The 23,135-nt window shown below is 38.1% G+C and carries 22 protein-coding genes and 1 riboswitch; of the genes, 17 read left to right on the top strand and 5 right to left on the bottom strand.

The window, feature by feature from the left end:
- Positions 1-65: 65 nt before the first annotated feature.
- From lepB to D569_RS0108835, 11 genes are all read left to right on the top strand, one after another.
- Entirely contained in the window at positions 66-614 is a 549-nt protein-coding gene (gene lepB / locus D569_RS0108885) for a signal peptidase I (RefSeq protein ID WP_018932061.1), read from the top strand.
- A 60-nt stretch (positions 615-674) separates the two neighbouring features.
- Positions 675-782, top strand: a riboswitch (TPP riboswitch).
- Between the two features lie 107 nt (positions 783-889).
- Positions 890-1,588, top strand: a complete 699-nt coding sequence (gene tenA, locus D569_RS0108880) for a thiaminase II (protein ID WP_018932060.1) — start codon at positions 890-892, stop codon at positions 1,586-1,588.
- Positions 1,581-2,405 carry a bifunctional hydroxymethylpyrimidine kinase/phosphomethylpyrimidine kinase gene (gene thiD, locus D569_RS0108875; RefSeq protein ID WP_018932059.1) on the top strand — a complete coding sequence of 275 codons (825 nt, stop codon included), beginning with the start codon at positions 1,581-1,583 and terminating at the stop codon, positions 2,403-2,405. Before tenA ends, thiD (D569_RS0108875) begins: the two co-directional genes overlap by 8 nt.
- The gene (gene thiM, locus D569_RS0108870) at positions 2,402-3,187 is read left to right on the top strand and encodes a hydroxyethylthiazole kinase (RefSeq protein WP_018932058.1); all 786 of its coding nucleotides are present in this window, start codon (positions 2,402-2,404) and stop codon (positions 3,185-3,187) included. The genes thiD (D569_RS0108875) and thiM overlap by 4 nt, the downstream gene beginning before the upstream one ends.
- Complete coding sequence (thiE, locus tag D569_RS0108865) at positions 3,188-3,841, top strand: thiamine phosphate synthase (RefSeq protein WP_018932057.1); 654 nt, start codon at positions 3,188-3,190, stop codon at positions 3,839-3,841.
- Positions 3,842-3,902: 61 nt separating this feature from the next.
- Positions 3,903-4,427, top strand: coding sequence for a type 1 glutamine amidotransferase domain-containing protein (locus D569_RS0108860; RefSeq protein ID WP_018932056.1), 525 nt, complete (start codon positions 3,903-3,905; stop codon positions 4,425-4,427).
- Positions 4,428-4,531: 104 nt separating this feature from the next.
- Positions 4,532-5,008 carry a DUF456 domain-containing protein gene (locus tag D569_RS0108855; RefSeq protein WP_018932055.1) on the top strand — a complete coding sequence of 159 codons (477 nt, stop codon included), beginning with the start codon at positions 4,532-4,534 and terminating at the stop codon, positions 5,006-5,008.
- A gap of 36 nt (positions 5,009-5,044) precedes the next feature.
- Positions 5,045-5,833 (top strand): bifunctional hydroxymethylpyrimidine kinase/phosphomethylpyrimidine kinase, encoded by a 789-nt coding sequence (thiD, locus tag D569_RS0108850; protein ID WP_018932054.1) that lies wholly within the window; start codon positions 5,045-5,047, stop codon positions 5,831-5,833.
- A 265-nt stretch (positions 5,834-6,098) separates the two neighbouring features.
- Positions 6,099-7,016, top strand: a complete 918-nt coding sequence (locus D569_RS0108845; RefSeq protein WP_018932053.1) for an ABC transporter ATP-binding protein — start codon at positions 6,099-6,101, stop codon at positions 7,014-7,016.
- Positions 7,009-7,956, top strand: a complete 948-nt coding sequence (locus D569_RS0108840; RefSeq protein WP_018932052.1) for an ABC transporter permease — start codon at positions 7,009-7,011, stop codon at positions 7,954-7,956. Before D569_RS0108845 ends, D569_RS0108840 begins: the two co-directional genes overlap by 8 nt.
- 23 nt (positions 7,957-7,979) lie before the next feature.
- Complete coding sequence (locus D569_RS0108835; RefSeq protein WP_018932051.1) at positions 7,980-8,411, top strand: DUF4064 domain-containing protein; 432 nt, start codon at positions 7,980-7,982, stop codon at positions 8,409-8,411.
- Between the two features lie 294 nt (positions 8,412-8,705).
- Here D569_RS0108835 and D569_RS0108830 read toward each other — a convergent pair whose 3' ends face one another.
- Positions 8,706-9,626: a DUF4349 domain-containing protein gene (locus D569_RS0108830; protein ID WP_018932050.1), complete on the bottom strand. Its 921-nt coding sequence runs from the start codon at positions 9,624-9,626 to the stop codon at positions 8,706-8,708.
- Between the two features lie 403 nt (positions 9,627-10,029).
- Here D569_RS0108830 and D569_RS0108825 point away from each other — a divergent pair, with 403 nt between their 5' ends.
- From D569_RS0108825 to argF, 5 genes are all read left to right on the top strand, one after another.
- Complete coding sequence (locus tag D569_RS0108825; RefSeq protein WP_018932049.1) at positions 10,030-11,289, top strand: argininosuccinate synthase; 1,260 nt, start codon at positions 10,030-10,032, stop codon at positions 11,287-11,289.
- A complete protein-coding gene (gene argH, locus D569_RS0108820) occupies positions 11,286-12,710 on the top strand; it encodes an argininosuccinate lyase (protein ID WP_018932048.1) in 1,425 nt (474 codons plus the stop codon). The genes D569_RS0108825 and argH overlap by 4 nt, the downstream gene beginning before the upstream one ends.
- A gap of 718 nt (positions 12,711-13,428) precedes the next feature.
- On the top strand, positions 13,429-14,523 hold the full coding sequence (locus D569_RS0108815; protein ID WP_018932047.1) for a carbamoyl phosphate synthase small subunit: 1,095 nt from the start codon (positions 13,429-13,431) through the stop codon (positions 14,521-14,523).
- Positions 14,516-17,752, top strand: a complete 3,237-nt coding sequence (carB, locus tag D569_RS0108810; RefSeq protein WP_018932046.1) for a carbamoyl-phosphate synthase (glutamine-hydrolyzing) large subunit — start codon at positions 14,516-14,518, stop codon at positions 17,750-17,752. Before D569_RS0108815 ends, carB begins: the two co-directional genes overlap by 8 nt.
- Entirely contained in the window at positions 17,749-18,684 is a 936-nt protein-coding gene (argF, locus tag D569_RS0108805) for an ornithine carbamoyltransferase (RefSeq protein ID WP_018932045.1), read from the top strand. Before carB ends, argF begins: the two co-directional genes overlap by 4 nt.
- A gap of 52 nt (positions 18,685-18,736) precedes the next feature.
- On the opposite strand, the gene D569_RS0108800 is transcribed toward argF, so the two are convergent.
- The 3 genes from D569_RS0108800 to D569_RS0108790 are packed head-to-tail and all read right to left on the bottom strand — an operon-like array spanning position 18,737 to position 20,838.
- On the bottom strand, positions 18,737-19,615 hold the full coding sequence (locus D569_RS0108800; RefSeq protein WP_018932044.1) for a glycine betaine ABC transporter substrate-binding protein: 879 nt from the start codon (positions 19,613-19,615) through the stop codon (positions 18,737-18,739).
- Between the two features lie 16 nt (positions 19,616-19,631).
- Positions 19,632-20,288 (bottom strand): cysteine hydrolase family protein, encoded by a 657-nt coding sequence (locus D569_RS0108795; protein ID WP_018932043.1) that lies wholly within the window; start codon positions 20,286-20,288, stop codon positions 19,632-19,634.
- A 1-nt stretch (position 20,289) separates the two neighbouring features.
- Positions 20,290-20,838, bottom strand: a complete 549-nt coding sequence (locus tag D569_RS0108790) for a GbsR/MarR family transcriptional regulator (RefSeq protein WP_018932042.1) — start codon at positions 20,836-20,838, stop codon at positions 20,290-20,292.
- A 198-nt stretch (positions 20,839-21,036) separates the two neighbouring features.
- Here D569_RS0108790 and murB point away from each other — a divergent pair, with 198 nt between their 5' ends.
- The gene (gene murB / locus D569_RS0108785; RefSeq protein WP_018932041.1) at positions 21,037-21,939 is read left to right on the top strand and encodes a UDP-N-acetylmuramate dehydrogenase; all 903 of its coding nucleotides are present in this window, start codon (positions 21,037-21,039) and stop codon (positions 21,937-21,939) included.
- A 288-nt stretch (positions 21,940-22,227) separates the two neighbouring features.
- Here the strand turns inward: murB and D569_RS0108780 are convergent, their stop codons facing one another.
- Entirely contained in the window at positions 22,228-23,133 is a 906-nt protein-coding gene (locus D569_RS0108780) for a nuclease-related domain-containing protein (RefSeq protein WP_018932040.1), read from the bottom strand.
- Positions 23,134-23,135: the final 2 nt, after the last annotated feature.

Below are 23,135 nucleotides of genomic sequence, written 5' to 3'. Positions count from 1 at the left end.
ATGGATGATCTCACCTTGGATCAATCACAAGTGGAAGAGTTAACTATGATGAAAGAAGGTCTACAATGGAGAATAAGCTCGTTAAAGAATTACTATCATGGTTGAAGGCGTTGTTGGTTGCTGTTATTATTGTGCTTCTGTGTCGGCACTTTTTGATTACTCCTTCCGTTGTGAAAGGCGAATCGATGATGCCGAATTTAGAAAATGGCGACCGGATTATTTTGAGTAAGATCAGTAGTATCGATCGTTTTGATGAAATTGCCTTCAAAGCACCGGATTCAAATGATAATTATGTTAAGAGAATAATAGGCTTTCCCGGTGATACGATCGAAATGAAAGATGACAACCTATATATTAATGGGAAGCTCTATGAAGAGACGTATCTTGATGACTCCAAAGCAGCACTGTCTGATGGCCAAAAGCTGACAAATGATTTTACACTGAAAGAATTAACTGGTAAGGAACAAGTTCCTGAAGGGAAAATATTTGTTTTAGGTGATAATCGGAGAGTTAGTAAAGATAGTCGTGAATTTGGCTTTGTAGATGAAGATGCTGTTATTGGAGATGTTAAAATGCGTATATGGCCAATTGAATCATTTGGAATCATTAAATAGGTACGGCTAAACTTGACAATTTAGCGTATCCGTGTTTTATTGGTAATAACTTCATAATAGAAATTCCGCTAGGGGTGCTGCAGGAGCAGCTGAGATAAGAATGTATTTCTTGATCCCTTTGAACCTGAACTGGTTAACACCAGCGTAGGAAAGTGGAGTCGGATGGTGTGTGAACGACATACACCTCATTTTTGATATGGACTATTCAAAAGCCGCTCCGCTACCCGCGAGCGGCTTTTTATTATGAAAATATATATTTTCTGGAGGCAGGAGAAATGACATTTAGTCAAGAATTGCGTGTAGCAGCAGATGATATTTACCAAGGTATTTTTGAACACCCTTTTGTAGTTGGAATTGGAGAAGGAAATTTGCACAAAGAAGCGATCATTCATTATGTGAAAGCAGATTTTGAATATCTCAATGCATTTATGAACATCTATGGTATCGCCATCGCCAAAAGCAAAACTAGAGAAGACATGACATATTTCTATGAAAAGATCGGTTTTATCTTGAATAGTGAAATTCATCCACATCATAATTTATGTCAGGTCGCAGGCGTTGGTTACGATGAGTTGCAAGGATACCCTTTGCCACCGACAGCAAATCATTATGTAGCCCACATGAAAAGTGTCGCACAACAAGGAAGTATCGGGGAATTAATCGCAGCATTGTTACCTTGCCCCTGGACATATTTAGAGATCGGACATTACTTAAAAGAAAAGTATCAACCAACGGAAGACCATCCTTTTTATGAGTGGATTACATTTTACGCCAAGGAAGATACAGCATCAGTGACAACGGAACTTTGTGAGCGTTTAGATAAATGGGCAGAACAAGTGGGAGAAGAAGAGAAACAGCAAGCTAAATTAGCTTTTATTAAAAGCTGTCAGCTAGAGTATTTATTCTGGGAAATGGCTTATCAGGTGGAAGAATGGCCGTTTTCATTAGCTGGAAAGGGGAAGCAACATGCATAAAGTAGCGTCAGCACTCACAATAGCTGGAACTGATCCCTCAGGTGGTGCAGGAATTCAAGCGGATTTAAAAGTGTTTCAGGAACAGGAAGTTTACGGAATGAGTGTGATTACTTCCGTCGTAGCGCAAAACACGCTAGGTGTTCAGGATGTACAGCATTTAAGTATTGATTTTATTGAAAAACAATTAGATGCCGTCTTAACGGATATTCCACCACAAGCAATGAAGACAGGGATGATCGCTACTGTTGATATGATGGAATTAATAGCTAAAAAATTAGCAAATACGGATATTCCTTACGTGATTGATCCTGTTATGGTGGCCAAAAGTGGTGATTCATTAATGGATGAGAAATCAAGACAGGTCATTCGCAATACGTTGATTCCGCATGCTACAGTGGTCACGCCAAATGTACCAGAAGCAGAAATTCTAGTAGGTTTCGAAATTCATGATAATCAAGATGCAGAAAAAGCGGCGAAAGTAATTGTTAATGATCTTGGTGCGAAGGCTGCGGTTGTCAAAGGTGGTCATTTAGAAGGAGCAGCAGTAGATGTTCTATATGATGGTGAAGATTTCTACTATCTAAAAGCTGACCGTTTTGAAACGAAGCATACACATGGTACAGGTTGTACCTTTTCGGCTGCGATAACTGCCGAATTGGCAAAAGGTAAGCAGATAAAAGACGCGGTAGTTATTGGTAAGGACTTTATTACCGATGCTATTCAATATCCTCTCGAATTAGGTAATGGGCATGGTCCGACTAACCATTGGGGCTACAGGCTAAAAAGTTTACCTGGACAAAGGGAGGTATCTAAGTGAGTCATTTAATTGAAAAAGTGAGAAAGCAGCAACCATTGATTCATAATATCACCAATCAAGTCGTCATGAACTTTACAGCAAATGGATTATATGCTGTCGGTGCAGCACCAGTGATGGCTCATGCTAAAGAAGAAGTAGAAGAAATGGCGCAAATGGCAAGTAGCCTTGTTTTAAATATTGGTACATTGACTAAGGAACAAATTGATGCGATGATTTTGGCCGGCAAAGCTGCCAATCAAGCAGGGGTTCCAGTTGTATTAGACCCGGTTGGTGTAGGTGCGACTACTTTCCGTACAAATTCAGCTAAACGTATCTTGCAAGAAGTCAACGTAACATGTATTAGGGGTAATGCTGGAGAGATTGCCAACTTAGCGGGAGTAGAGACCGAAGTTCGAGGTGTCGATGGTTCAAGTGATACTGATATTCAACAGTTAGCCAACCTGGCTTTTAAGACATTACAGGTCCCCTTAGTGATTACAGGGGAAGAAGACGTGGTTGTTGATTGGGATACGCAAATTAGTGTTTCTAACGGACATCCCCTCCTAACTAAAGTTACCGGAGCAGGATGTCTGTTATCAGCTGTTATTGCGGCCTTCTTAGCGGTTAGTGATAATGTTGTGGAGGCAGCAACAGATGCGCTTAGCTATTATGGAGTGGCTGCAGAAAATGCCGCAGATCGGCAGGAATTTCCGGGCAGTTTTCAAATAGCGTTTCTGGATCAATTGTCTGCAGTGGATGGAGAAACAGTCAACAAGAAAAAACAAATAACTAGGAGTTCCTAAATGATGAAACGTGATTTATTGCAAGTATATTTTATTCTTGGAAGTAATAATATGGAACAAGATCCTTTATATGTATTGGAAGAAGCATTAAAAGGCGGTATCACCCTTTTCCAATTTCGTGAAAAAGGATATGGTGCGTTAACAGGGCAAGACAAAAAGCAATTAGCCATAGAGATGAAAAAGCTTTGTCATCAATACGATATCCCTTTTTTAGTAAATGATGATGTTGATTTAGCGTTGGAAATAGAAGCTGATGGTGTTCATGTTGGTCAAGAGGATATGTCGATACAGGAAGTGAGAAAAATAGTGCCTTCAGATTGGCTCGTTGGTGTGTCATCAACAAATGTTCAGGAAGCAGTACAGGCAAAAAATGATGGTGCTGACTATATTGGTGTAGGTCCTATTTTTAGCACCAATACCAAAAATGATGCTAAAAAACCAATCGGAGCAGAAGGATTACGAGAAATCAGGGATAACGTAGGAGATCTGCCAATTGTGGCGATTGGTGGTATTCAATTAGGGCATGTGATCGAGCTGATGCGGGCTGGAGCTGATGGCGTTTCGGTCATATCAGCAATTAGTCAATCCCCTAATCCCGAGAGCGCTACAGCAACTTTCTACAAACATACGAATTATTATTCTAAAGAGCAATAATTCGATAATGTAGGGTTAGATTTGATACACTAATATTATCACACTAAAAGGAGGTAGTATTGTGCGTCTTGAAAATAAGAAAGTTATTGCTCTAGTGGACGAGGATTTTGAAGATCTGGAATTATGGTATCCTGTCCTACGTTTGCGTGAAGAAGGTGCAACAGTGCATCTTGTAGGGAAAGAGGCTAACCAAAAATATATTGGGAAGTATGGTGTTCCAGCAGAGTCTGAATATGCCTTTTCTGATATTAATGCAGAAGATTATGACGGTATCCTTGTGCCAGGTGGATGGGCACCAGATAAATTAAGAAGATTTCCGGAAGTATTAGAGATGGTCCGTTCTATGGATCAAGCCAAAAAACCGATTGGTCAAATTTGCCATGCAGGCTGGGTGCTGATTTCTGCGGGTATTTTACGTGGTAAGAAGGTAACAAGCACACCAGGCATCAAAGATGATATGACCAATGCAGGTGGATTATGGAGTGATGAACCGGTTGTAACAGATGGACACCTTATCTCTAGCCGCCGTCCACCAGATTTACCTCCATATGTGAAAGCATACGCTGACTATTTAGCTAATCAGTAATCAAACTTGATCTTACAGGGATTTCCTTGTAAGATTTTTTTGTAGTATAGGTTTTATATAGATAATGATTGTATTGCTATAAAGTTGAATAGGAGATTTGATGCATGGATATTGTATGGTGGATATTAATTATCGTTATGTTTGTGTTGGCATTTGTGGGGATTGTTTTCCCGATTATACCGTCCGTATTGGTAATTTGGATTGGTTTCTTGATATATCAATTTGCGCTCACGGCTGAGAATATTGGTTGGATCTTTTGGGTGGCAATGGCTGTTTTGACATTACTGTTGATATTTTCCGATATCATTGCCAATAGCTATTTTGTGAAGAAATTTGGTGGCAGCAAAGCAGGTGAACGGTTGGCTGCTCTTGGGGTGATTGTTGGCTCATTTATTATCCCACCATTTGGTATTATTATTGTTCCGTTTATATTAGTTGTCATAACGGAAATGATTCAGAAAAAAACGACACAAGATGCCTTCAGGGCTGCACTTGGCTCGCTGATTGGCTTTCTTAGTGGAACCTTTGCCAAAATTGTGATTCAGTTGATCATGATTATCTGGTTTTTCATCGTAAAATAATGCAAAGTTAAAGGATCAGACATCGAGGTGTTACAAGTGAAGAGAGTATTAACAATAGCTGGGGCAGCTGCACAGGGAAGTGCTGGTATTCAAGCGGACTTAAAGACATTCCAGGAACGGGATGTATACGGAATGTCCGTCATTACCGCAACAGTTGCCAATAATTCCAGAACAAATCAAGGGATTTTTATTCGAGATATAGAAGAGATTGAAGCACAGTTTTATGCTGCAACAGAAATGGTTGGTGTAGATGCTATTAAAACAGGGATGCTTTTTTCGACAAAAATTATAGAAAGAGTAAGTAGTTTGCTTAAGGAGCTACCTGTTCCAAATAAAGTAATAGATCCAGTGATGATTGGTAAAATGGGGTCACAACTGTTAGCAGATGATGCGATTGAAGCATTAAAGAAACAATTAATTCCGCAAGCGACAGTGATCACTCCTAACCGGTTAGAAGCAGAAAAGTTATTAGGTCGAGAAATTCCATCTGATCTTCATGCTTTAAAAGAAGCAGCGAAGGAATTATATGAACTCAAACCTCAAGCTGTTTTATTGAAGGGTGGAAATATAGACGGACAGGCAGTTGATATTTATTATGATGGTCAAACAGTGGAGGTGTTTCGTATGCCATTGATTGATACGATACATACCAGTGGAGCGGGTTGTACATATGCCGCTTGTTTAACTGCCGAGTTAGCCAAAAATGTACCGGTGAAGCAAGCTATTCAAACGAGTAAACAATTTGTACTCGCTGCAATTGAACATGCTTTATCATTTGGGACTGGTATCGGGTCCGTTAGACACGGTGCAGCCAGGCAGGAATAAGCGGAGTGGTATGATGAGAATCTAAAAAAGGGCAGTCGCTTGATTGCAACTGCCAAGAAAAAGATAGAACAAATAAGATATGATAACAACTTGTCAAAAGAAGTAGTTTATGCGAACTGCTTCTTTTTGCATTAGATGTCACATTATATAACATCAGTTGTTATATAAAGTATCATAATAGAAAGTTATCAAAAAATCAAGTGAATAATGAAACGAAATACTTTGTTGTTACGTATAGAATATGGAAATAAAAAGGAGGTGCGAAATGACTGCATCAATGGAATTACAAGATGTACATAAATCGATAGGTAATAAACAAATAATCAAAGGGTTGAATTTCTCGATAAAACGCGGTGAAGTATTTGGCTTTTTAGGTCCCAATGGTGCTGGTAAAACAACCACTATTCGCATGATGGTAGGTTTAATGAAAATTACATCAGGGGATATCAAAATCAATGGATTAAGTATAAAACATAACTTCAAAGAAGCGATTCAGCATGTAGGTGCGATCGTCGAAAATCCGGAAATGTACCCATTCATGTCGGGATGGAACAACCTTAAACACTACGCCCGTATGATACCTGGCATTACTGATGAAAGAATAAAAGAAGTGATTAGATTAGTAGGATTGGAAAAAGCGATTCATGAGAAGGTAGGTAAATATTCATTAGGTATGAGGCAAAGGATGGGGATTGCCCAAGCATTACTGCATAAGCCATCTATTTTAATATTAGATGAACCAACTAATGGTTTAGATCCAGCGGGTATACGTGAAATAAGGACCTACATAAGAAATCTAGCCGAACAAGAACAAGTATCGGTTATCGTATCCAGTCACTTATTATCTGAAATAGAATTAATGTGCGATCGAATTGGTATTATTAAGAATGGTGAGCTAATCACGGTAGAAGAAGTGCAGGATACAAATACTGAGAATGACCATGTTACTGTAAAGCTAGACGTGGATGATAACGAAAAAGTGAAGTCTATTCTCCAAGATCAACTTGAACTTGAAGCCAAAATCGTTCAAGATCGTGTGGTGGCAAATCTTCCAAAAAGGATTGTACCGCAATTGGTGAGAAAATTAGTGGAAGAAGATATAGCAATCTATGAAGTAGCAGTAGAACGTAGTAGATTGGAAGATAAATTTTTCGAGTTGATTGGAGAGAATACGATTGCTTAATTTTATATCATTATTAAAAAATGAACAAATGAAGCTTTATTCGCGTTTTGCTACTTGGTCGATGTATATCATTCTGGCTGTTATACTATTTGCTGGTGCCCTTATAGTATTTGTTTTTGATAATATAGATGAACAAACCTATAATGATAATTGGAAAGAACAGCTTGCTCAAGAAAATGAAGAATTACTGGAAGTAAATGAAGAAGTTGAATATTTTGGATTTGATTCTGAAATAGCTATAAATGAATATCATATAGAGAATGATGTCAAGCCTCTGCCATATGATGCGTGGCAATTTACGCTTGAGAACGCTGGGTTGTCCATGATCATTAGTTTGTTTACAATTATTGTGGCAGCAGGTATTATTTCAAATGAGTATCGATGGGGAACGATCAAATTATTATTAATTCGTCCGATTTCCAGAACTAAAATTTTATTTTCAAAGTTTGTATCAGTTTTATTATTTTCTATAACCATGCTTGCTTTTCTATTTATTATCAGTTTAGTTATAGGTGCAATTTTCTTTGGTATCAATGGCTGGAATCCTAGTTTAGTTCAAATGGGTACAGACGGAGTGGAAGAAGTCTCTATTTTTGCAGAAATATTTACACAATACGGCTTAAATATGGTAAATTTAGTGATGATGGCAACATTTGCTTTTATGATTTCAACATTATTTAGAAGTAGTGCGATGGCGATAGGTTTAGCAATATTCTTAATGTTTACAGGAAACTCTATTATTGGTTTTGTTGCCGAGTATGATTGGGCAAAATATATCTTATTTGCTAATACCAATTTGAACCAATATTTTGGAAGTGGAAGTCCGGTTATGGATGGCATGACACTAGGATTTTCGATTACTGTCTTAGTGGTGTACTTTGTATTGTTTTTACTAGTTTCATGGTTTACATTTACAAAGCGTGATATTGCAGGAAATTAAGAGATAAGGGGAGAGTAGAAGAAATGAAAAGAACAGTAGAGGTAGTATTATCGATTATTGGAGCATTTGTCTATGGATTAGGGGCATTATTTGGTGGCTTGTTCCGCATGTTAGATGGAGATAATGAATTAGTTCGAGAAATGTTACAAGAAGATCCGACTGTTACACAAAGTGATATCGATGACATGATGCCATTTCTAGATATGATCGGGTCAATAGGGACGGTAATGATTGTAGGAGCGATTATTTCTATTGTAGCGGGTATTGTGGCAATGTTCTTCTTTAAAGGAAACAGTAGACCAAAAACTGCAAGTATCATTTTACTTGTTGTCGGTGGTGTAACAACTATCATTACCTTTGGTGGTGCTATCTTCGCCGGTATTTTCTATATCATAGCCGGTATTATGGGACTTGTCCGTAAACCTAAGCAAGAAATAAATATGGAGCAATATTAAAGATGTAGTAAAAAGCTTAAATCCCTTTTCATCAAAATCGAAGGGATTTAAGCTTTTTTTATATGTTCTAGAAAATTATAAAATTTTCCCATGTGATAAAAGTGAGCGTGGAGCGGTGTTCGCGAATTGCCATATCAGAGAATAACTTCGGTCGATTTATTATCTGGAAAACCTCTCATTTTATTTGATAATTTCCCGGTTAATTCCATTTCACCGGGAAATCTCATCGTTTCATTTAGCAGTTTTCCTGGTTAACTACTTTTCATGCTTAATGTATTATGGTTGTCATATAAACTAATCCCTGCTTTTGGTTGTGTTTCTAATAATAAAATAGACGGTGAATCCGATAATTAAGAAGAGAATAATAATCGGAGCATTGCCGACTAGAAATACAAACAGTCCAGATGCGATTGACAGAATTGCCTGGATACTTTTCAAAAATTGATCCTTTGTTTTTTCCCATGTACTTAGTGACTCATCTTGAACAGAAGGCATATCAACTCTTCGTTCGGTCAATTCTATATCAATGGTTGCATAGTCAGACTGATTTTCTAAATAATTGATTTTCCCTGTTAATTGTTCAATGTCTTCTTGTACATCTGCTAAATCATCGGAGATCTTTAATAAATCCTCCGTTTTTTCAGCTTCTTCTATAAAAGCAAGTAATCGTTCTTCAACAACTTTTTTTGATTTTAATCTGGAGGTTAAGTCAACATATTGTTCGGTGACATCTTCTCCGCTAACAGATTTATTCAAAATTTTTAAATCTCCATTTTCCACGATTGCGATAAAATCCTGAAAATGATCGTCTGGTATTCGGACGGTCATTCTGCCGAATCGTTCTGCTTCCTCACCGTGATTGGAATAATTGGAATTGACAACATATCCATCATAATTAGCTGTTTCTGTCTCTAAAAAATCAATCGTTTCATCAAATGTTTCTGTTTCTAAATGTAACTGAGCATTATGGATAATTTTTCTGTCCTCTATATTTTCCAAGCTTTCCTCATTATCTTCACTTGCAGGTTTTTCCTCTGCTTGTTCCATTTCAACTTTATTTTCCGCTAGACTATCATTTGTACTCATACCCGACTGGCTCGATTCTTCACTAGTCGCTATATCACTGTCTGCCGATTCATAGCTGCTATCATCCGCGTCGTTGGAGCAAGCAGAGAGAAACACAATCAACACCAATATAGATACTATCTTTTTCAAATTGACCCCTCCTTTTGTTGGATTAGACGTAGCAAATTCAGATAGGTTACAAGGAATCAGTTAATTTATATTTATTCATTTTTATGCATGTCTTCGTCTAATGTGGTTCACTTTATGTAAAAGTAAATGAAAAACGATATGTGCTTTTTATTTAATCGCCTGTAAAGCACCAATTTTCCAAGATTCGCGTAATTCAAAAAAGCTAAAATGGAGAATCCCCCCTGATATGTATAGCTAACCTCATCAGCAGGTGACAAAAGCCCTTTTAGGGAAATCCCAATTTTTCTAATAAAAAAATAAAAAAATTTCAAGATTACTATTGAATTAATATACTAAATGGTGCATAATAATACATAATTAATCATTCGAACATTTTGACAATCACTTAAGGAGAGATTATTTCATGAACAAAGAAAAAGTAGTTTTAGCATATTCCGGAGGACTTGATACATCAGTTGCGATTAAATGGTTACAGGATAAATATAATTATGATGTAATTGCGGTGGGTTTAGATGTAGGCGAAGGAAAAGATTTAGAATTTGTAAAGAATAAAGCGATTGACGTAGGAGCAATTAAATCCTATTCCGTTGATGCAAAACAGCTTTTTGCAGAGGATTTTGTTCTACCTGCATTACAAGCAAATGTCATGTATGAAGATAAATATCCATTAGTATCAGCACTTTCTCGTCCGTTAATTGCAAAAGTATTAGTTGATATCGCAGAAAAAGAAGGTGCGGTGGCCGTAGCGCACGGTTGTACTGGTAAAGGTAATGACCAGGTTCGTTTCGATGTTGCTTTTACATCTCTCAATCCAGAGTTAAAGATTGAGGCGCCAGTACGTGAATGGGGCATGACAAGAGATGAAGAAATTGCATATGCGAAAGAACATGGGATTCCGATTCCAATTGATTTGGATAGTCCATATAGTGTAGACCAAAACTTATGGGGGCGTGCAAATGAGTGTGGTATTTTAGAAGATCCATGGGCTGAAGCTCCTGAAGATGCATTTGAATTAACAGAAAACCCAGTTAATGCTCCAGATGAGCCAGAAATGATTGAAATCGAATTTAAACAAGGGAAGCCAGTAGCCTTAAATGGTAAGGAATACCCTTTACATGAATTGATTTTAGAATTGAATCAAATTGCTGGTAAACATGGTATTGGAAGAATTGATCACGTGGAAAATCGTCTTGTTGGGATTAAATCACGTGAGATCTATGAAGCACCAGCAGCTATAACATTAATTCAAGCACATAGAGAAATTGAAACTATTACACTTCCAAGAGAAGTAACTAAATTTAAACCAGTTGTAGAGCAACAATTAGAACAAGCGATTTACGATGGTCTATGGTTTACACAATTAACAGATGCCTTAAAAGCATTTATTAGCGAAACTCAAAAATATGTGAATGGTGTAGCAAGAGTGAAGTTATACAAAGGTCAAGCATTTGTAGTAGGTAGAAAATCAGACAACTCATTATATGACTTAAACCTTGCAACATATAGTAAAGGTGATGAATTTGACCATGAGGCAGCACTAGGCTTTATTAAACTTTGGGGCTTACCGACAAAAGTGCACTCTACAGTAAATAATGTTCATGCTGATAAAGCGAAAATTATGGAAAAAACGAAAATTGATATGAAGGAATCAGTGAAGTTATGAAATTATGGGGCGGACGATTTACAAAACCAACAAATGAATTAGTCGATGAGTATACAGCATCGATCAGCTTTGATAAGAAATTAGCACAATACGATATTCAAGGAAGCCTGGCACACGTAGAAATGCTTGCGAAATGTGAGATTATCCCGTCAGAAGATGCTGAAACGATAAAAAAAGGTTTGAAGGTTGTAGCGGAAAAAATTAAAGCTGGAGAAGCGGAGTTGACAGAAGCCAACGAGGATATTCATATGAATGTCGAAAAACTGCTTATTGATGAAGTCGGTGCTGTTGGTGGTAAATTACACACTGGACGAAGTAGAAATGATCAGGTAGCACTGGATATGCGTTTGTATTTACGCGATTCACTTGTAACATTAGTTGAATTACTGAAGAATTTGCAAGAGGCACTAGTAAAGCAAGCCAAAGCGAATTTGGATACTATTTTGCCAGGATATACGCATTTGCAACGAGCGCAGCCAGTGTTGTTCGCCCATCATATGATGGCATATGTATCGATGTTTGAACGTGATGTGGAAAGGTTATCTGACAGCTTCAAAAGAGTGAATCGTTCACCACTTGGTGCAGGAGCATTAGCCGGAACAACATTTCCGATTGATCGTCATTATGTTGCAGAGAAATTGAATTTTGACGGTGTAGTGGAGAACAGCTTAGACGCAGTTAGTGATCGTGACTTTGTCGTTGAATTTTTATCTAATGCTTCGTTAGCGATTATGCACTTATCCCGTTTGAGTGAAGAATTAGTACAATGGTCAAGTGCTGAGTTCAATTTCATTGAATTAGATGATGCTTTTTGTACTGGAAGTAGTATGATGCCTCAGAAGAAAAACCCTGATGTCGCTGAATTAGTAAGAGGAAAAACAGGACGTGTCTATGGAAACTTAATGGGAATGCTTACTACTTTGAAGGGTTTACCAATTGCATATAATAAGGATATGCAAGAGGATAAGGAAGGCATGTTTGATACGATGGAAACCTTAAAAGGAGCGCTTGCTCTTTTCGCACCAATGATCGAGACAATGGAAGTGAAAAAGGAAAATATGTATGCGGCAGTTGCAGAGGATTTTTCTAATGCAACGGATTTAGCGGATTACTTGGTGAATAAAGATTTACCATTCCGCGAAGCCCATGCGGTTGTCGGGCAAGTTGTGTTGCATTGCATTCAGGAAAATAAATATTTGCTTGATTTAAGCTTAGCAGATTTCCAAAGTTTTTCTGAGCTAATCAATGAAGATATTTACGACGTACTATCACCGAAGTCAGTTGTCAATGCCCGCGATGTTGTCGGCGGAACAGCGAAAAACCGTGTTAAGGACCAAATTGAACAAGCAGAAAATCGCCTCACAGAAACAGAAGCATGGATCGAAATCCATGAAGAAAAGGTAAATGTTCTTAAAAAATAAAAGAAGAAACGTAGCTGATCCTTTTCAGTTACGTTTTTTCTTAATGGAAAGAAATCAACGCAATGACTGCGTTAAGCAGAGTAGCCATTTTGAAATAGCATGTACAGGAAACCATTGCTGCGGCTGTCCACTTCCCTTTCCACGGGATTTTCGCCTAAGCTAACTTTGATAAGCAAAGAGCACTTACCAAAGTGGATCTTAGTCGAAAATCATCCCGTAGGAGTGGAAGTGGACGGCCTCCGCTATGAAACTGTTCTACAACGTTTGTGACTGCTCACTTCTCGAGCTTTCTTAACCTGTGTAATAAAATTGGAATGTCAGCGAGTACATTCATGGTAGAGCATGAATTAGCGTAGGCGTCCACTTCGACTCCTGTGGGATCAGCGTGATCTGAAGATCCACTTTTGTAAAGCGATCTTCTTTACAATAGTTAGCTGAAGACACGCCCCACGGAAAGCGAAGTGGGCAAGCCGTAGCGGTAGTTACGTTCAATATCCATCTCAAAATAACTACTTTATACAATCGATATATTAATTTGGCCAATGAAAAGGAACAGGTGGGCTTTCCTGGTTCTTCTTAACAAAGATAAAATGATCTTCAAAAATTTCAAAAAATTAATGCATAAATATAAATTATATAGTATAATTATAAATAACTAAAGATGAGAAGCTAATGGGAAATGAGATCATATATTGCTAGATATTGGAGGAGGAGCACAATGTCAGAAACTACAGGTTATCTTGTTTTAAATACGGGGGATGTTTTAGAAGGTAAGTGGCTTGGAACACATAAGGAAGTAGAAGGGGAACTTGTATTTAATACAGCGATGACTGGTTATCAGGAAGTGATGACAGACCCATCATATGCAGGTCAAATCGTTACCATGACCTATCCGTTAATCGGAAACTACGGCTGGAACGAAATCGATTATGAAAGTATTAAACCATCTTTGAAAGGTTTTATCATCTCAACACCTAGTCATAACCCAGAACACTATGAATCTAAAAATACACTAATGGAAATGTTGGAGGAGCACGATATTCCAGCACTTTCTCATATTGATACAAGAGCACTGACACGTATTATCCGTGAACATGGAGAAGTGTATGGCAAGATAACCCAGAATCCTAACGAAAAGCCTGTCGATACTATCGTTAATTCAAATATTGTTTCAACGGTATCAGTTAAGGAAAAAAAGAGTTACAGCACAGAAACTTCGATTAGTCATCCAGCACCACATGTGGTCTTGATGGATTTTGGCTATAAGCATTCCATCGCTAAATCATTATTAGAATTGGGGTGTGACGTTACTGTTGTGCCTTATGATACCACTTTTATCGAGGTTCAATCATTGGATCCAGATGGCGTATTATTATCCAATGGCCCTGGTGACCCACAAGCATTGGCACATTTATCGGAAAACATTAAACAAATATCGGAAAGCTTTCCGACACTGGGTATTTGTCTCGGGCACCAGCTAATTGCACTGGCACATGGCGCAACAACTAAACGTTTACCATATGGACACAGAGGCAGTAATCATCCAGTGAAAGACTTACAAACTGGTAAAGTAATGATTACATCGCAAAATCATGGCTATGTAGTTGACTATGACTCTGTAAATATGAAGAATTGGTACGTTTCACACGTAAATGTTAATGATAAGTCAGTTGAAGGTTTAAAACATAAAAAGAAGCCTTTAATGACCGTACAATTTCACCCTGAGGCGCACCCTGGTCCGATCGACACGCATCATTTATTCGTAGATTTTATTCAGCAGTTTATTACTAAGGGAGAGAAACAGCATGCCTAAGAAAGACGACATAAAGAAAGTACTCGTAATCGGCTCCGGTCCAATCGTGATTGGGCAGGCGGCCGAATTTGATTACGCCGGTACCCAAGCATGTCTTGCTTTACAAGAAGATGGCGTAGAAGTAATTTTGGTTAATAACAATCCTGCTACAATTATGACGGACGAAAATATAGCAGATAAAGTATATTTGGAACCATTAACCTGTGAGTCGATCACAAAAATTATTGAAAAAGAAAGACCTGATGGTATTTTGCCTACTTTAGGTGGCCAGACAGGTCTTAACATGGCTGTTTTATTAGATGAAGCGGGTGTGTTGGAAAAATACGATGTTACGTTATTGGGAACACCGCTCGAAACGATTCAAAAAGGGGAAGACCGTGAGATCTTTAAATCGATGATGAAAGATATTGACGAACCAATTGCCGAGAGTCTTTCCACTTCTTCTGTTGACGAAGCTGTTCGCTTTGCTGATAAAGTTGGCTATCCGATGATTGTACGTCCTGCATACACATTAGGTGGCGCTGGTGGAGGTATTGTCAATAATGAAGCAGAATTACGTACTATCGTAAAAAACGGGCTTCACTATAGTCCAATCAGTCAAGTGCTGATTGAGCAAAGTGTGAAAGGCTGGAAGGAAATTGAGTATGAGGTAATGCGTGATTCAAATGATACATGCATCATCGTATGTAACATGGAAAACTTTGATCCAGTCGGAGTCCATACCGGAGACAGTATTGTTGTCGCACCATCTCAAACGTTAACAGATCGTCAATATCAAATGCTTCGTACCTCATCAGTAAGGGTTATCCGCGAGTTAGGTGTTATTGGTGGATGTAATATCCAATTTGCCCTGAACCCGGAGAATGATGATTATATCATTATTGAAGTAAACCCGCGAGTAAGTCGTTCCAGCGCGTTAGCGTCGAAAGCAACTGGATATCCGATTGCACGAATTGCGGCAAAAGTAGCGCTAGGTTACTACTTGGATGAGGTGATTAACCCGATTACAGGAGATACGTATGCAAGCTTTGAGCCAGCGATTGACTACATTGCAGCCAAAATCCCACGCTGGCCATTCGATAAATTTACTGGAGCCGACCGTCTCTTAGGTACGCAAATGAAGGCGACAGGTGAAGTGATGGCACTGGCACGTAATTTTCCAATGGCAATCAATAAGGCGATTCGCTCACTAGAAATTGGACTCGATTCATTACATTTACCTGGTATGGAAAAGTTGTCTGAAAAGGAACTACATACCGCGCTAGATAAAGCGACAGATGAGCGGTTATTTGTGGTTGCAGAAGGTTTACGCAGGGGAATGACAGTGAAGGAGATCCACGACATTACAGCGATTAATAATTACTTTTTGTATGAACTAGAAGCAATGATTGCAAAGGAAAAAGAAATAGCAGCGAAAGACTGGGAGTCGATAACGAAACAAGACTTAAAAGATGCGAAAGCTTTTGGTATTTCTGACCTTACGTTAGCTAAGCTGCTACATGTCGACGTAGCAAAGATTCAACAGAAAATAAAAGCAGAAAAACTGGCACCTTCCTATAAAATGGTTGATACCTGTGCTGCTGAATTTTCGGCAGAAACACCGTACTTCTACAGCTCCTGGAATGAATGGGATGAGGTAGAATCGTTGGATGGAGATAAACGGATGGTTGTGCTAGGCTCTGGTCCAATTCGCATTGGTCAAGGGGTGGAATTCGACTATTGCTCTGTTCATGCTGCTAAGTCTCTGCAAGGTCAAGGTATTGATGCGGTTGTTATTAATAACAATCCTGAAACCGTAAGTACCGACTTTAACACGGCAGACCACCTTTATTTTGAGCCATTAACTGTTGAAGATGTGTTACATGTCATTGAAAAGGAAAATGCTCAAAGTGTCTTGGTTCAATTCGGAGGTCAAACCGCAATTAATCTAGCGGACGGTTTAGAAAAAGCAGGCGTTAAGATTGCTGGTACCGCACTGGAAGCTATTGAAGCTGTAGAAGATCGTGACTTATTTTATCAACTGTTACAACGGTTAAATATTCCTCATATTCCAGGTGACACTGTAATGGCAGTAGAGGATGCCAAAGCAGTCGCAAAAGAAATCGGCTATCCAATTTTAATGCGTCCATCCTATGTTATTGGTGGTCAGGACATGGTGATTTTGCATAATGAAAATCAACTTGTAGAATATTTAGCTGATTTACAGGCGAAAGCACATGATAATCGGATTTTTCCATTATTAATTGATCGTTACATTGAAGGATATGAAGTAGAAATTGATGCAATTTGTGATGGATCAGATGTATTAATTCCGGGTATTTTTGAACATGTGGAAAAAGCAGGGGTGCACTCTGGTGATAGTGTGGCTATTTTCCCGGCACCGAATTTGACCGAAGAGCATAAACAAACGATTGAATTATACGCACAAAAAATTTCTCGAGAACTAAATGTCAAAGGGATTATGAATATCCAATTTGTTTTAAGTGAAGACCGAAAAACGATTTATGTATTGGAAGTGAACCCACGTGCTTCGCGGACCGTGCCAATTGCAAGCAAGGTTACGGGGGTTCCAATGGTGGATTTGGCGACTCGTGTACAAATGGGAGAACCATTGAGCGATCAAGAATGGAAGCTTGGTCTCCATCAAGAAGTACCTTATTATGCAGTGAAAATGCCGATATTCTCTAATAACAAGTTACCAGGATTGGACCCGATTCTAGGACCCGAAATGAAATCAACCGGTGAAGCGATCGGACTTGGTTCAACGGTGGAGCAGGCAATGGCAAAAGCGTTTGGCTGGAAAGAAGATTGTCTGAAAGCATTACATGAACAAGATACCATTTTCTTATCGCTTGCTAAAATAGATGGAAAACTTCAGGAACAATTGACTGCTATAAAAGCAGCTATTGAAGCTGATGAGGAAACCGCAGCACTATTAACGGAACATGGTATCCAAGTTAATACGATCACAAAACTTGAAGAAGCAGAACAAAAATGTATAGACGAGAAGTATGCTTTTATTGCCGATACACACCGTACTGGTGAAAAGGATCAGCATGTTTCATTACGCGAGGCAGCATTACGTTCCGATACATTGCATTTTACTGCGAATGACACGTTAAGTGCTTATATCGCAGCAACTAGAACAGAACTTGAATCGCCGAAATCTATCCAGAATCACCGTAGCAATAAACTCGACTTAAACAAAAAGGAGCGTGCGATGCCGTGAGTATAAAAGAACAATTAAAGGGGAAAGATCTCCTGACACTTGCAGATTATTCCAAAGCTGAAATAGCATATATATTAGAGTTGGCAGTACAGATCAAAGAAAAACAGAAAAACGGTGAGTTGTATCAACCGTTAAAAGGAAAAACACTAGGGATGATTTTTGAGAAATCATCCACTCGTACCCGTGTATCATTTGAAACAGGGATTTATCAGCTAGGTGGAATGGGTTTATTTTTAAGTTCTAATGATATCCAATTAGGTAGAGGCGAGCCGATTTCCGATACGGCTAAAGTATTGTCCGGCTATTTAGATGGGATAATGATTCGAACCTTTTCGCAACAAGACGTTGTAGATTTAGCAAAGAATGCCTCCATTCCTGTGATAAATGGCTTAACGGATGATTATCACCCTTGCCAAGTATTAGCTGATTTGCAAACTATTAAAGAGGAAAAGGGGAAATTGGAAGGCTTAAAGCTTGCTTATATTGGTGATGGCAACAATATGGCTCATTCTTTAATGATCGGTTGTGCAAAAATGGGCTTGGACGTTGCTGTTGCGGCACCGAAGGGCTATCAGCCCCATGATGAGATAGTGGAGCAAGCACAGTCTTTTGCAGATGGTAGTGAAGTACTGGTAACCGAAGATGCTGTAGAAGCTGTGAAGGATGCTGATGTAATATACTCCGATGTATGGGCAAGCATGGGTCAAGAAGCAGAACAAAAGGAACGTGAGAAAGCTTTTACCCATTATCAAGTCAATAAGAAATTGTTCTCCCATGCCAAACAGGATGCCATTTTTATGCATTGCTTACCTGCTCACAGAGAAGAAGAAGTAACTGCAGAAATTATTGATGGACCACAATCGGTTGTTTTTCAAGAAGCGGAAAACAGATTACATGCACAAAAAGCATTAATGGTTGCATTGATGGGCTAAAGAGAAAGATCCCCGCTCTCATTCATATGAGAAACGGGGATCTTGTTCTGACTTATTGTTCAACCATTTCATCTACTTGATCTTGGTTTTCTTCTATCCATTGTGATGCTAGCTCTTCGAAAGAAGTTCCATTCTCTTCATTTTCCAATATCATTGCTTCGATATCATCGATAGGGATGCTCCAGTTCGATAGAATATCATATGCTTCTGGGTACTTTTCTTCAATCCCATTATAAGATAAAACATAGACGTTATCTGCTTTAAAGTAGTCTTCTTGGCCTTCCAAGAATTTTAAGTCATGACGTGCAAATATGGAATGAGGTCGCCAAGCAGTAAATACAACAGGTTCTTGACTACTAATTTTTTCTTCTACTACGGAAATCATCGCTCCTTCACTAGATGTAGCGAGATCAAATCCTGCTTCCTCAAAGTTAAAACCTTCCATCAATTCTTTGGAAATCGTGACAATTCCTGCACCTTCAGCAATGGTCACGATTTGTCCGTCATATTTTTCTACTTGATCAAGTAATTCTTCAACATTATCCTCTTCTACATAAGAAGGAACAACCCAACCAAGCTTGGCATTTTCGTAGCTTGTTGCTACTTTAACAAGATCATCCTCAAATTCTTCCCATCTCGCTGCTTCTGTATATGGTAACCAAGCATCCATAAAGAAGTCGATCTCTTCGCTTTGCATACCTTCCCATATTACAGGCTGTGATGTTTTCTTTATTTCTATTTCATAACCTTGCTCTTCTAAAATTTGTTTAGCGATTTGAGTAGGTGGGGCAGTACTTGACCACGGTGTTTGTCCAAGTGTAATAGTTCCCTTCTCTTCATTTTCTGCATTATTATCAGTTTCGTTATTACCACAAGCAGTCGTCACTAGCAAAATAATCGCCGTTAAAAATAATAGTAATATTTTTTTCATTCGTTATCTCCTCCTGTTATTCAATGTTGTGAAAAACTTCCCTCATGTTTTCAGGAGTAAAGTGTAAAGAATCCACTTTATCTGATTCCCAAGCGTTATACGCTTCTCCGTTGATTCGTTTCAACATATTATCTGTATCATATATTTTCAAGTTGTATACCCAATTAGCTAAAATCATTAATGATGACATGTGGGCACCTTCATTGGATGCTGCACAAATATCTTTGACAAGGTGGATATCATAGTCTCGAAAATAAGCGTCATATACAGAGGTAAACAAACAGCCATCCGTAACGACACCGCCAATTACTATATGTTCTACTTGTAAACTTTGGAGCATAAGGTCTAAGCTTGTCTGATAGAAGGCACTCCAACGATATTTATCAATGATGATGTCTCCATCTTCTGGCTTGATTTCGTCGATAATTTCCACGTTATCGTTATCGGAATTGTAAAAATAAGGAGTTCCATCCTCATTTAACGGTTCCCCTAAAGAAAGCCCGACGCCATCTGCTCGATTGACCTGACGAGTATAAATAATTGGAATATTCTTTGTTCTGAAACCATCAATTAACGTTTTAGCATTTTGAATAACCTGCTCCATTTGCTGAAGATCAAAATTACTTTCCTTTTGGAGGTCAATCAGTACTAAAGCGGTTTTGTCTAGATTCATGTTATTCCTCCTTTTTTTCTGGATTCTTAGGGATGAAATTGAATATTTCACCTGATTCCATGGCGTTTGCAAGTTGCATCGTCCATTCGAAATAGGAATAAGACTCCTTGATTAGGTCAAGGTCTTTCCTTGCCTCTTCTTTCAATTGTTTATCCTCTGAATTGGTAGCAATCTTTTCTAAATTAGGTTGTGCTTGTTCGGTAGCTTTTATTATCAAATTTCGTTCATGGCGGATTTTTTTGATAAAGAAGGAAAGAAAATTTTTAAGAAAATCTTTCTCAGCAACATAATGATCTTTTCGATCTCCTTTTTTCCAAACTTTAATGACCATTTCTGTCTCTAATAGCTCTCTCATTCCATTGCTAACACTAGCTTTACTCATTGCTACCTGTGTTTTAATATCATCCAAACTCATGGGTTCGGTGGAAAAGTAAAGCACGCCATATATCCGTCCAACAGATGGGGTCACTCCATAGATAACCATCGTTTGAGCGATTGCACTAATCATCATGTCTCTTGAGTGCGCCAATATTTCTTCTTCATTTTTCATACTAGTCACAACCTTTTGTTCAAATTGTTCAATTTATACTATACATATTAAATAAAATAATTAAAAAATGCAACCTTCTATAACAAACCATTTGACTATTCCATTATTTTTCATGTTTGCAGTTCATATTTTGTTATTGCTATAATAAAGATTAATTGTGTGGCATTACACAATAGAAAATTAAAGGATTGATCGCACATGAGTATCTTAAAAGAGTTACGAAATATTATAAATCCAGAACATATTTTGATAGATGAAGAATTAAAGAATCATACCTATACGAAGTTAGGTGGAAAAGCTGACTTCTTTGTAACACCTTCTACCGTCGAAGAAGTTCAGGAAATCATCCGCTATGCTAATAAAACAGAGGTCCCTTTTACATTGTTGGGCAATGGTTCCAATGTAATCGTGAGAGATGGTGGAATACGAGGACTTGTCTTAAGTTTAAAAAAATTTACAGGTATTAAAAGAGAAGGGAATAAAGTGATTGCAGAGAGTGGAGCCCGTATAATCGATGCATCACAATTTGCTTTGAGAGAACATTTAACCGGATTAGAGTTTGCCTGCGGAATTCCTGGAACAGTAGGCGGTGCATTATATATGAATGCCGGTGCCTATGGTGGAGAGGTGAAAGATTGCTTAGAAAGCGCCCTTGTTGTTGATTCTGCCGGAGACGTACATCGCTTATCGGCTGACGCTTTTGACTTAGCATACCGTACGAGTAATATTGCTGAAAAAGGCTATATTGTATTAGAAGCGACCTTTAGCTTAGAAATCGGTGATTACCATGAAATCAAAGCAGTGATGGACGATTTAACCTACAAACGAGAATCCAAGCAACCGTTAGAATACCCATCTTGCGGCAGTGTATTCAAGCGACCACCAGGATACTTTGCAGGAAAGCTGATTCAAGACAGTGAATTACAAGGAAAAGGTGTCGGCGGAGCAGAAGTATCCACTAAACATGCAGGATTCATTGTAAACAAAAACAATGCGACAGCTACTGACTATATCTCTGTAATCGAAATGATCCAACGCGAAGTAAAAGAAAAATTCGGTGTGGATCTAGAGCGGGAAGTTAGGATATTGGGGGAAGACTGAATTAGAGTTTTAACCTTTGATCTTACGGACAAAAAATAAAATGTTCCATAAGAAATGTCCATAAGAATCAATCTTACAGACAAAATTGTTATACAATCAACAAAAGTGTCCGTGAGAATCATTCTTATAGACAAAAAATACAAAATCTTCTAGGAAGTGTCCGTAAGAATCAATCTTACGGTCAAAAAAATTAAAAAAAGCAAAAAAGTGTCCATAAGAATTAATCTTATGGACACAATAGTTGAATTTTCTACAAAGTTGTCTACAATAATTTGTGTTTACCCGTAATCATACATAATAAACCCATTTATGATTCCCAACACTTTTAAAATATCTTTCCAAAAAGCGTTTGATACTTTTTTTAGAATAACCCTTACCACACCACTCATATACAAGGTTAGTAGTTATTTTCTGGTCTGGAAATAGTAAACATAGTTCTTTAATGTTTCGTAAGAGAGCATCAGCAACTGATTCTTCATGTTCACACTTGGAACAGAAGCAATTTCTCCCATTAATATTAATGGAGATATCATTACAATTAACGCAGCGCAAGCCCTTTTTTAACTCTTTATATGCGAATGTTGGTATTCTGGGATAAGGATAATCTCCAATATCTCTAGTGATCAGATGTTGTGCTAACTTGTGTTGTTGTGATGTTACAGGAGGCTTGTGATTCATGTTGTCGATGAATTTGCGAACTTGTGTAGGAAAAATAAAGTGCTGATTCAATGGAGCTTGGTAGAGGGTGAACTCGGGGTTGATAAAAACATCAAAACATTCCATTGGTAAATCAATATGAAGCTCTAGCAAGACTTGTGGCATCAATGTTTCATTACGTTTCAGTTGAAGCAAAGGGTTACTGACTTCCTTACCCGGTAGCTTATACAACCGTTTATCTAAATATTGATAGTCGCCAGGAAAGTTTTTAACGTCGAAGAAGTAAAGAGTGGTACCTGATAGTATGATAGAATCAATTTGAAATGTGGTTGTGCCTATTTCAAATCTTAAATCACTGAGCACTAGCAAGTGGTCATCTAAATCTTTTTTCAATATTTGCTCGAATCGCTGTTCCCCTTGATAACCTTGTTTCAGATTGTGACAGTATTTAAGCTCTTTGCTCGAAAACGTAATCCTGGATTCTAAAGCTTCAAAAACTTTTAGTTCAAATGGTTTTTTCAATGCTCGTACAATCATAT

The organism is Gracilibacillus lacisalsi DSM 19029, from assembly GCF_000377765.1.
Lineage (GTDB): Bacteria > Bacillota > Bacilli > Bacillales > Amphibacillaceae > Gracilibacillus > Gracilibacillus lacisalsi.
This window is presented reverse-complemented; position numbering and strand designations above follow the sequence as displayed.

Bases quoted from the DNA above. Each gene is read 5' to 3' on its own strand.
- carB (WP_018932046.1), top strand. From the start codon at position 14,516: ATGCCTAAGAAAGACGACATAAAGAAAGTACTCGTAATCGGCTCCGGT.
- D569_RS0108780 (WP_018932040.1), bottom strand. From the start codon at position 23,133: ATGATTGTACGAGCATTGAAAAAACCATTTGAACTAAAAGTTTTTGAA.
- tenA (WP_018932060.1), top strand. From the start codon at position 890: ATGACATTTAGTCAAGAATTGCGTGTAGCAGCAGATGATATTTACCAA.
- D569_RS0108790 (WP_018932042.1), bottom strand. From the start codon at position 20,838: ATGAAAAATGAAGAAGAAATATTGGCGCACTCAAGAGACATGATGATT.
- murB (WP_018932041.1), top strand. From the start codon at position 21,037: ATGAGTATCTTAAAAGAGTTACGAAATATTATAAATCCAGAACATATT.
- D569_RS0108795 (WP_018932043.1), bottom strand. From the start codon at position 20,288: ATGAATCTAGACAAAACCGCTTTAGTACTGATTGACCTCCAAAAGGAA.
- thiD (WP_018932059.1), top strand. From the start codon at position 1,581: ATGCATAAAGTAGCGTCAGCACTCACAATAGCTGGAACTGATCCCTCA.
- thiE (WP_018932057.1), top strand. From the start codon at position 3,188: ATGATGAAACGTGATTTATTGCAAGTATATTTTATTCTTGGAAGTAAT.
- D569_RS0108845 (WP_018932053.1), top strand. From the start codon at position 6,099: ATGACTGCATCAATGGAATTACAAGATGTACATAAATCGATAGGTAAT.
- D569_RS0108825 (WP_018932049.1), top strand. From the start codon at position 10,030: ATGAACAAAGAAAAAGTAGTTTTAGCATATTCCGGAGGACTTGATACA.
- lepB (WP_018932061.1), top strand. From the start codon at position 66: ATGGAGAATAAGCTCGTTAAAGAATTACTATCATGGTTGAAGGCGTTG.
- D569_RS0108815 (WP_018932047.1), top strand. From the start codon at position 13,429: ATGTCAGAAACTACAGGTTATCTTGTTTTAAATACGGGGGATGTTTTA.
- argH (WP_018932048.1), top strand. From the start codon at position 11,286: ATGAAATTATGGGGCGGACGATTTACAAAACCAACAAATGAATTAGTC.
- D569_RS0108800 (WP_018932044.1), bottom strand. From the start codon at position 19,615: ATGAAAAAAATATTACTATTATTTTTAACGGCGATTATTTTGCTAGTG.
- D569_RS0108855 (WP_018932055.1), top strand. From the start codon at position 4,532: ATGGATATTGTATGGTGGATATTAATTATCGTTATGTTTGTGTTGGCA.
- D569_RS0108835 (WP_018932051.1), top strand. From the start codon at position 7,980: ATGAAAAGAACAGTAGAGGTAGTATTATCGATTATTGGAGCATTTGTC.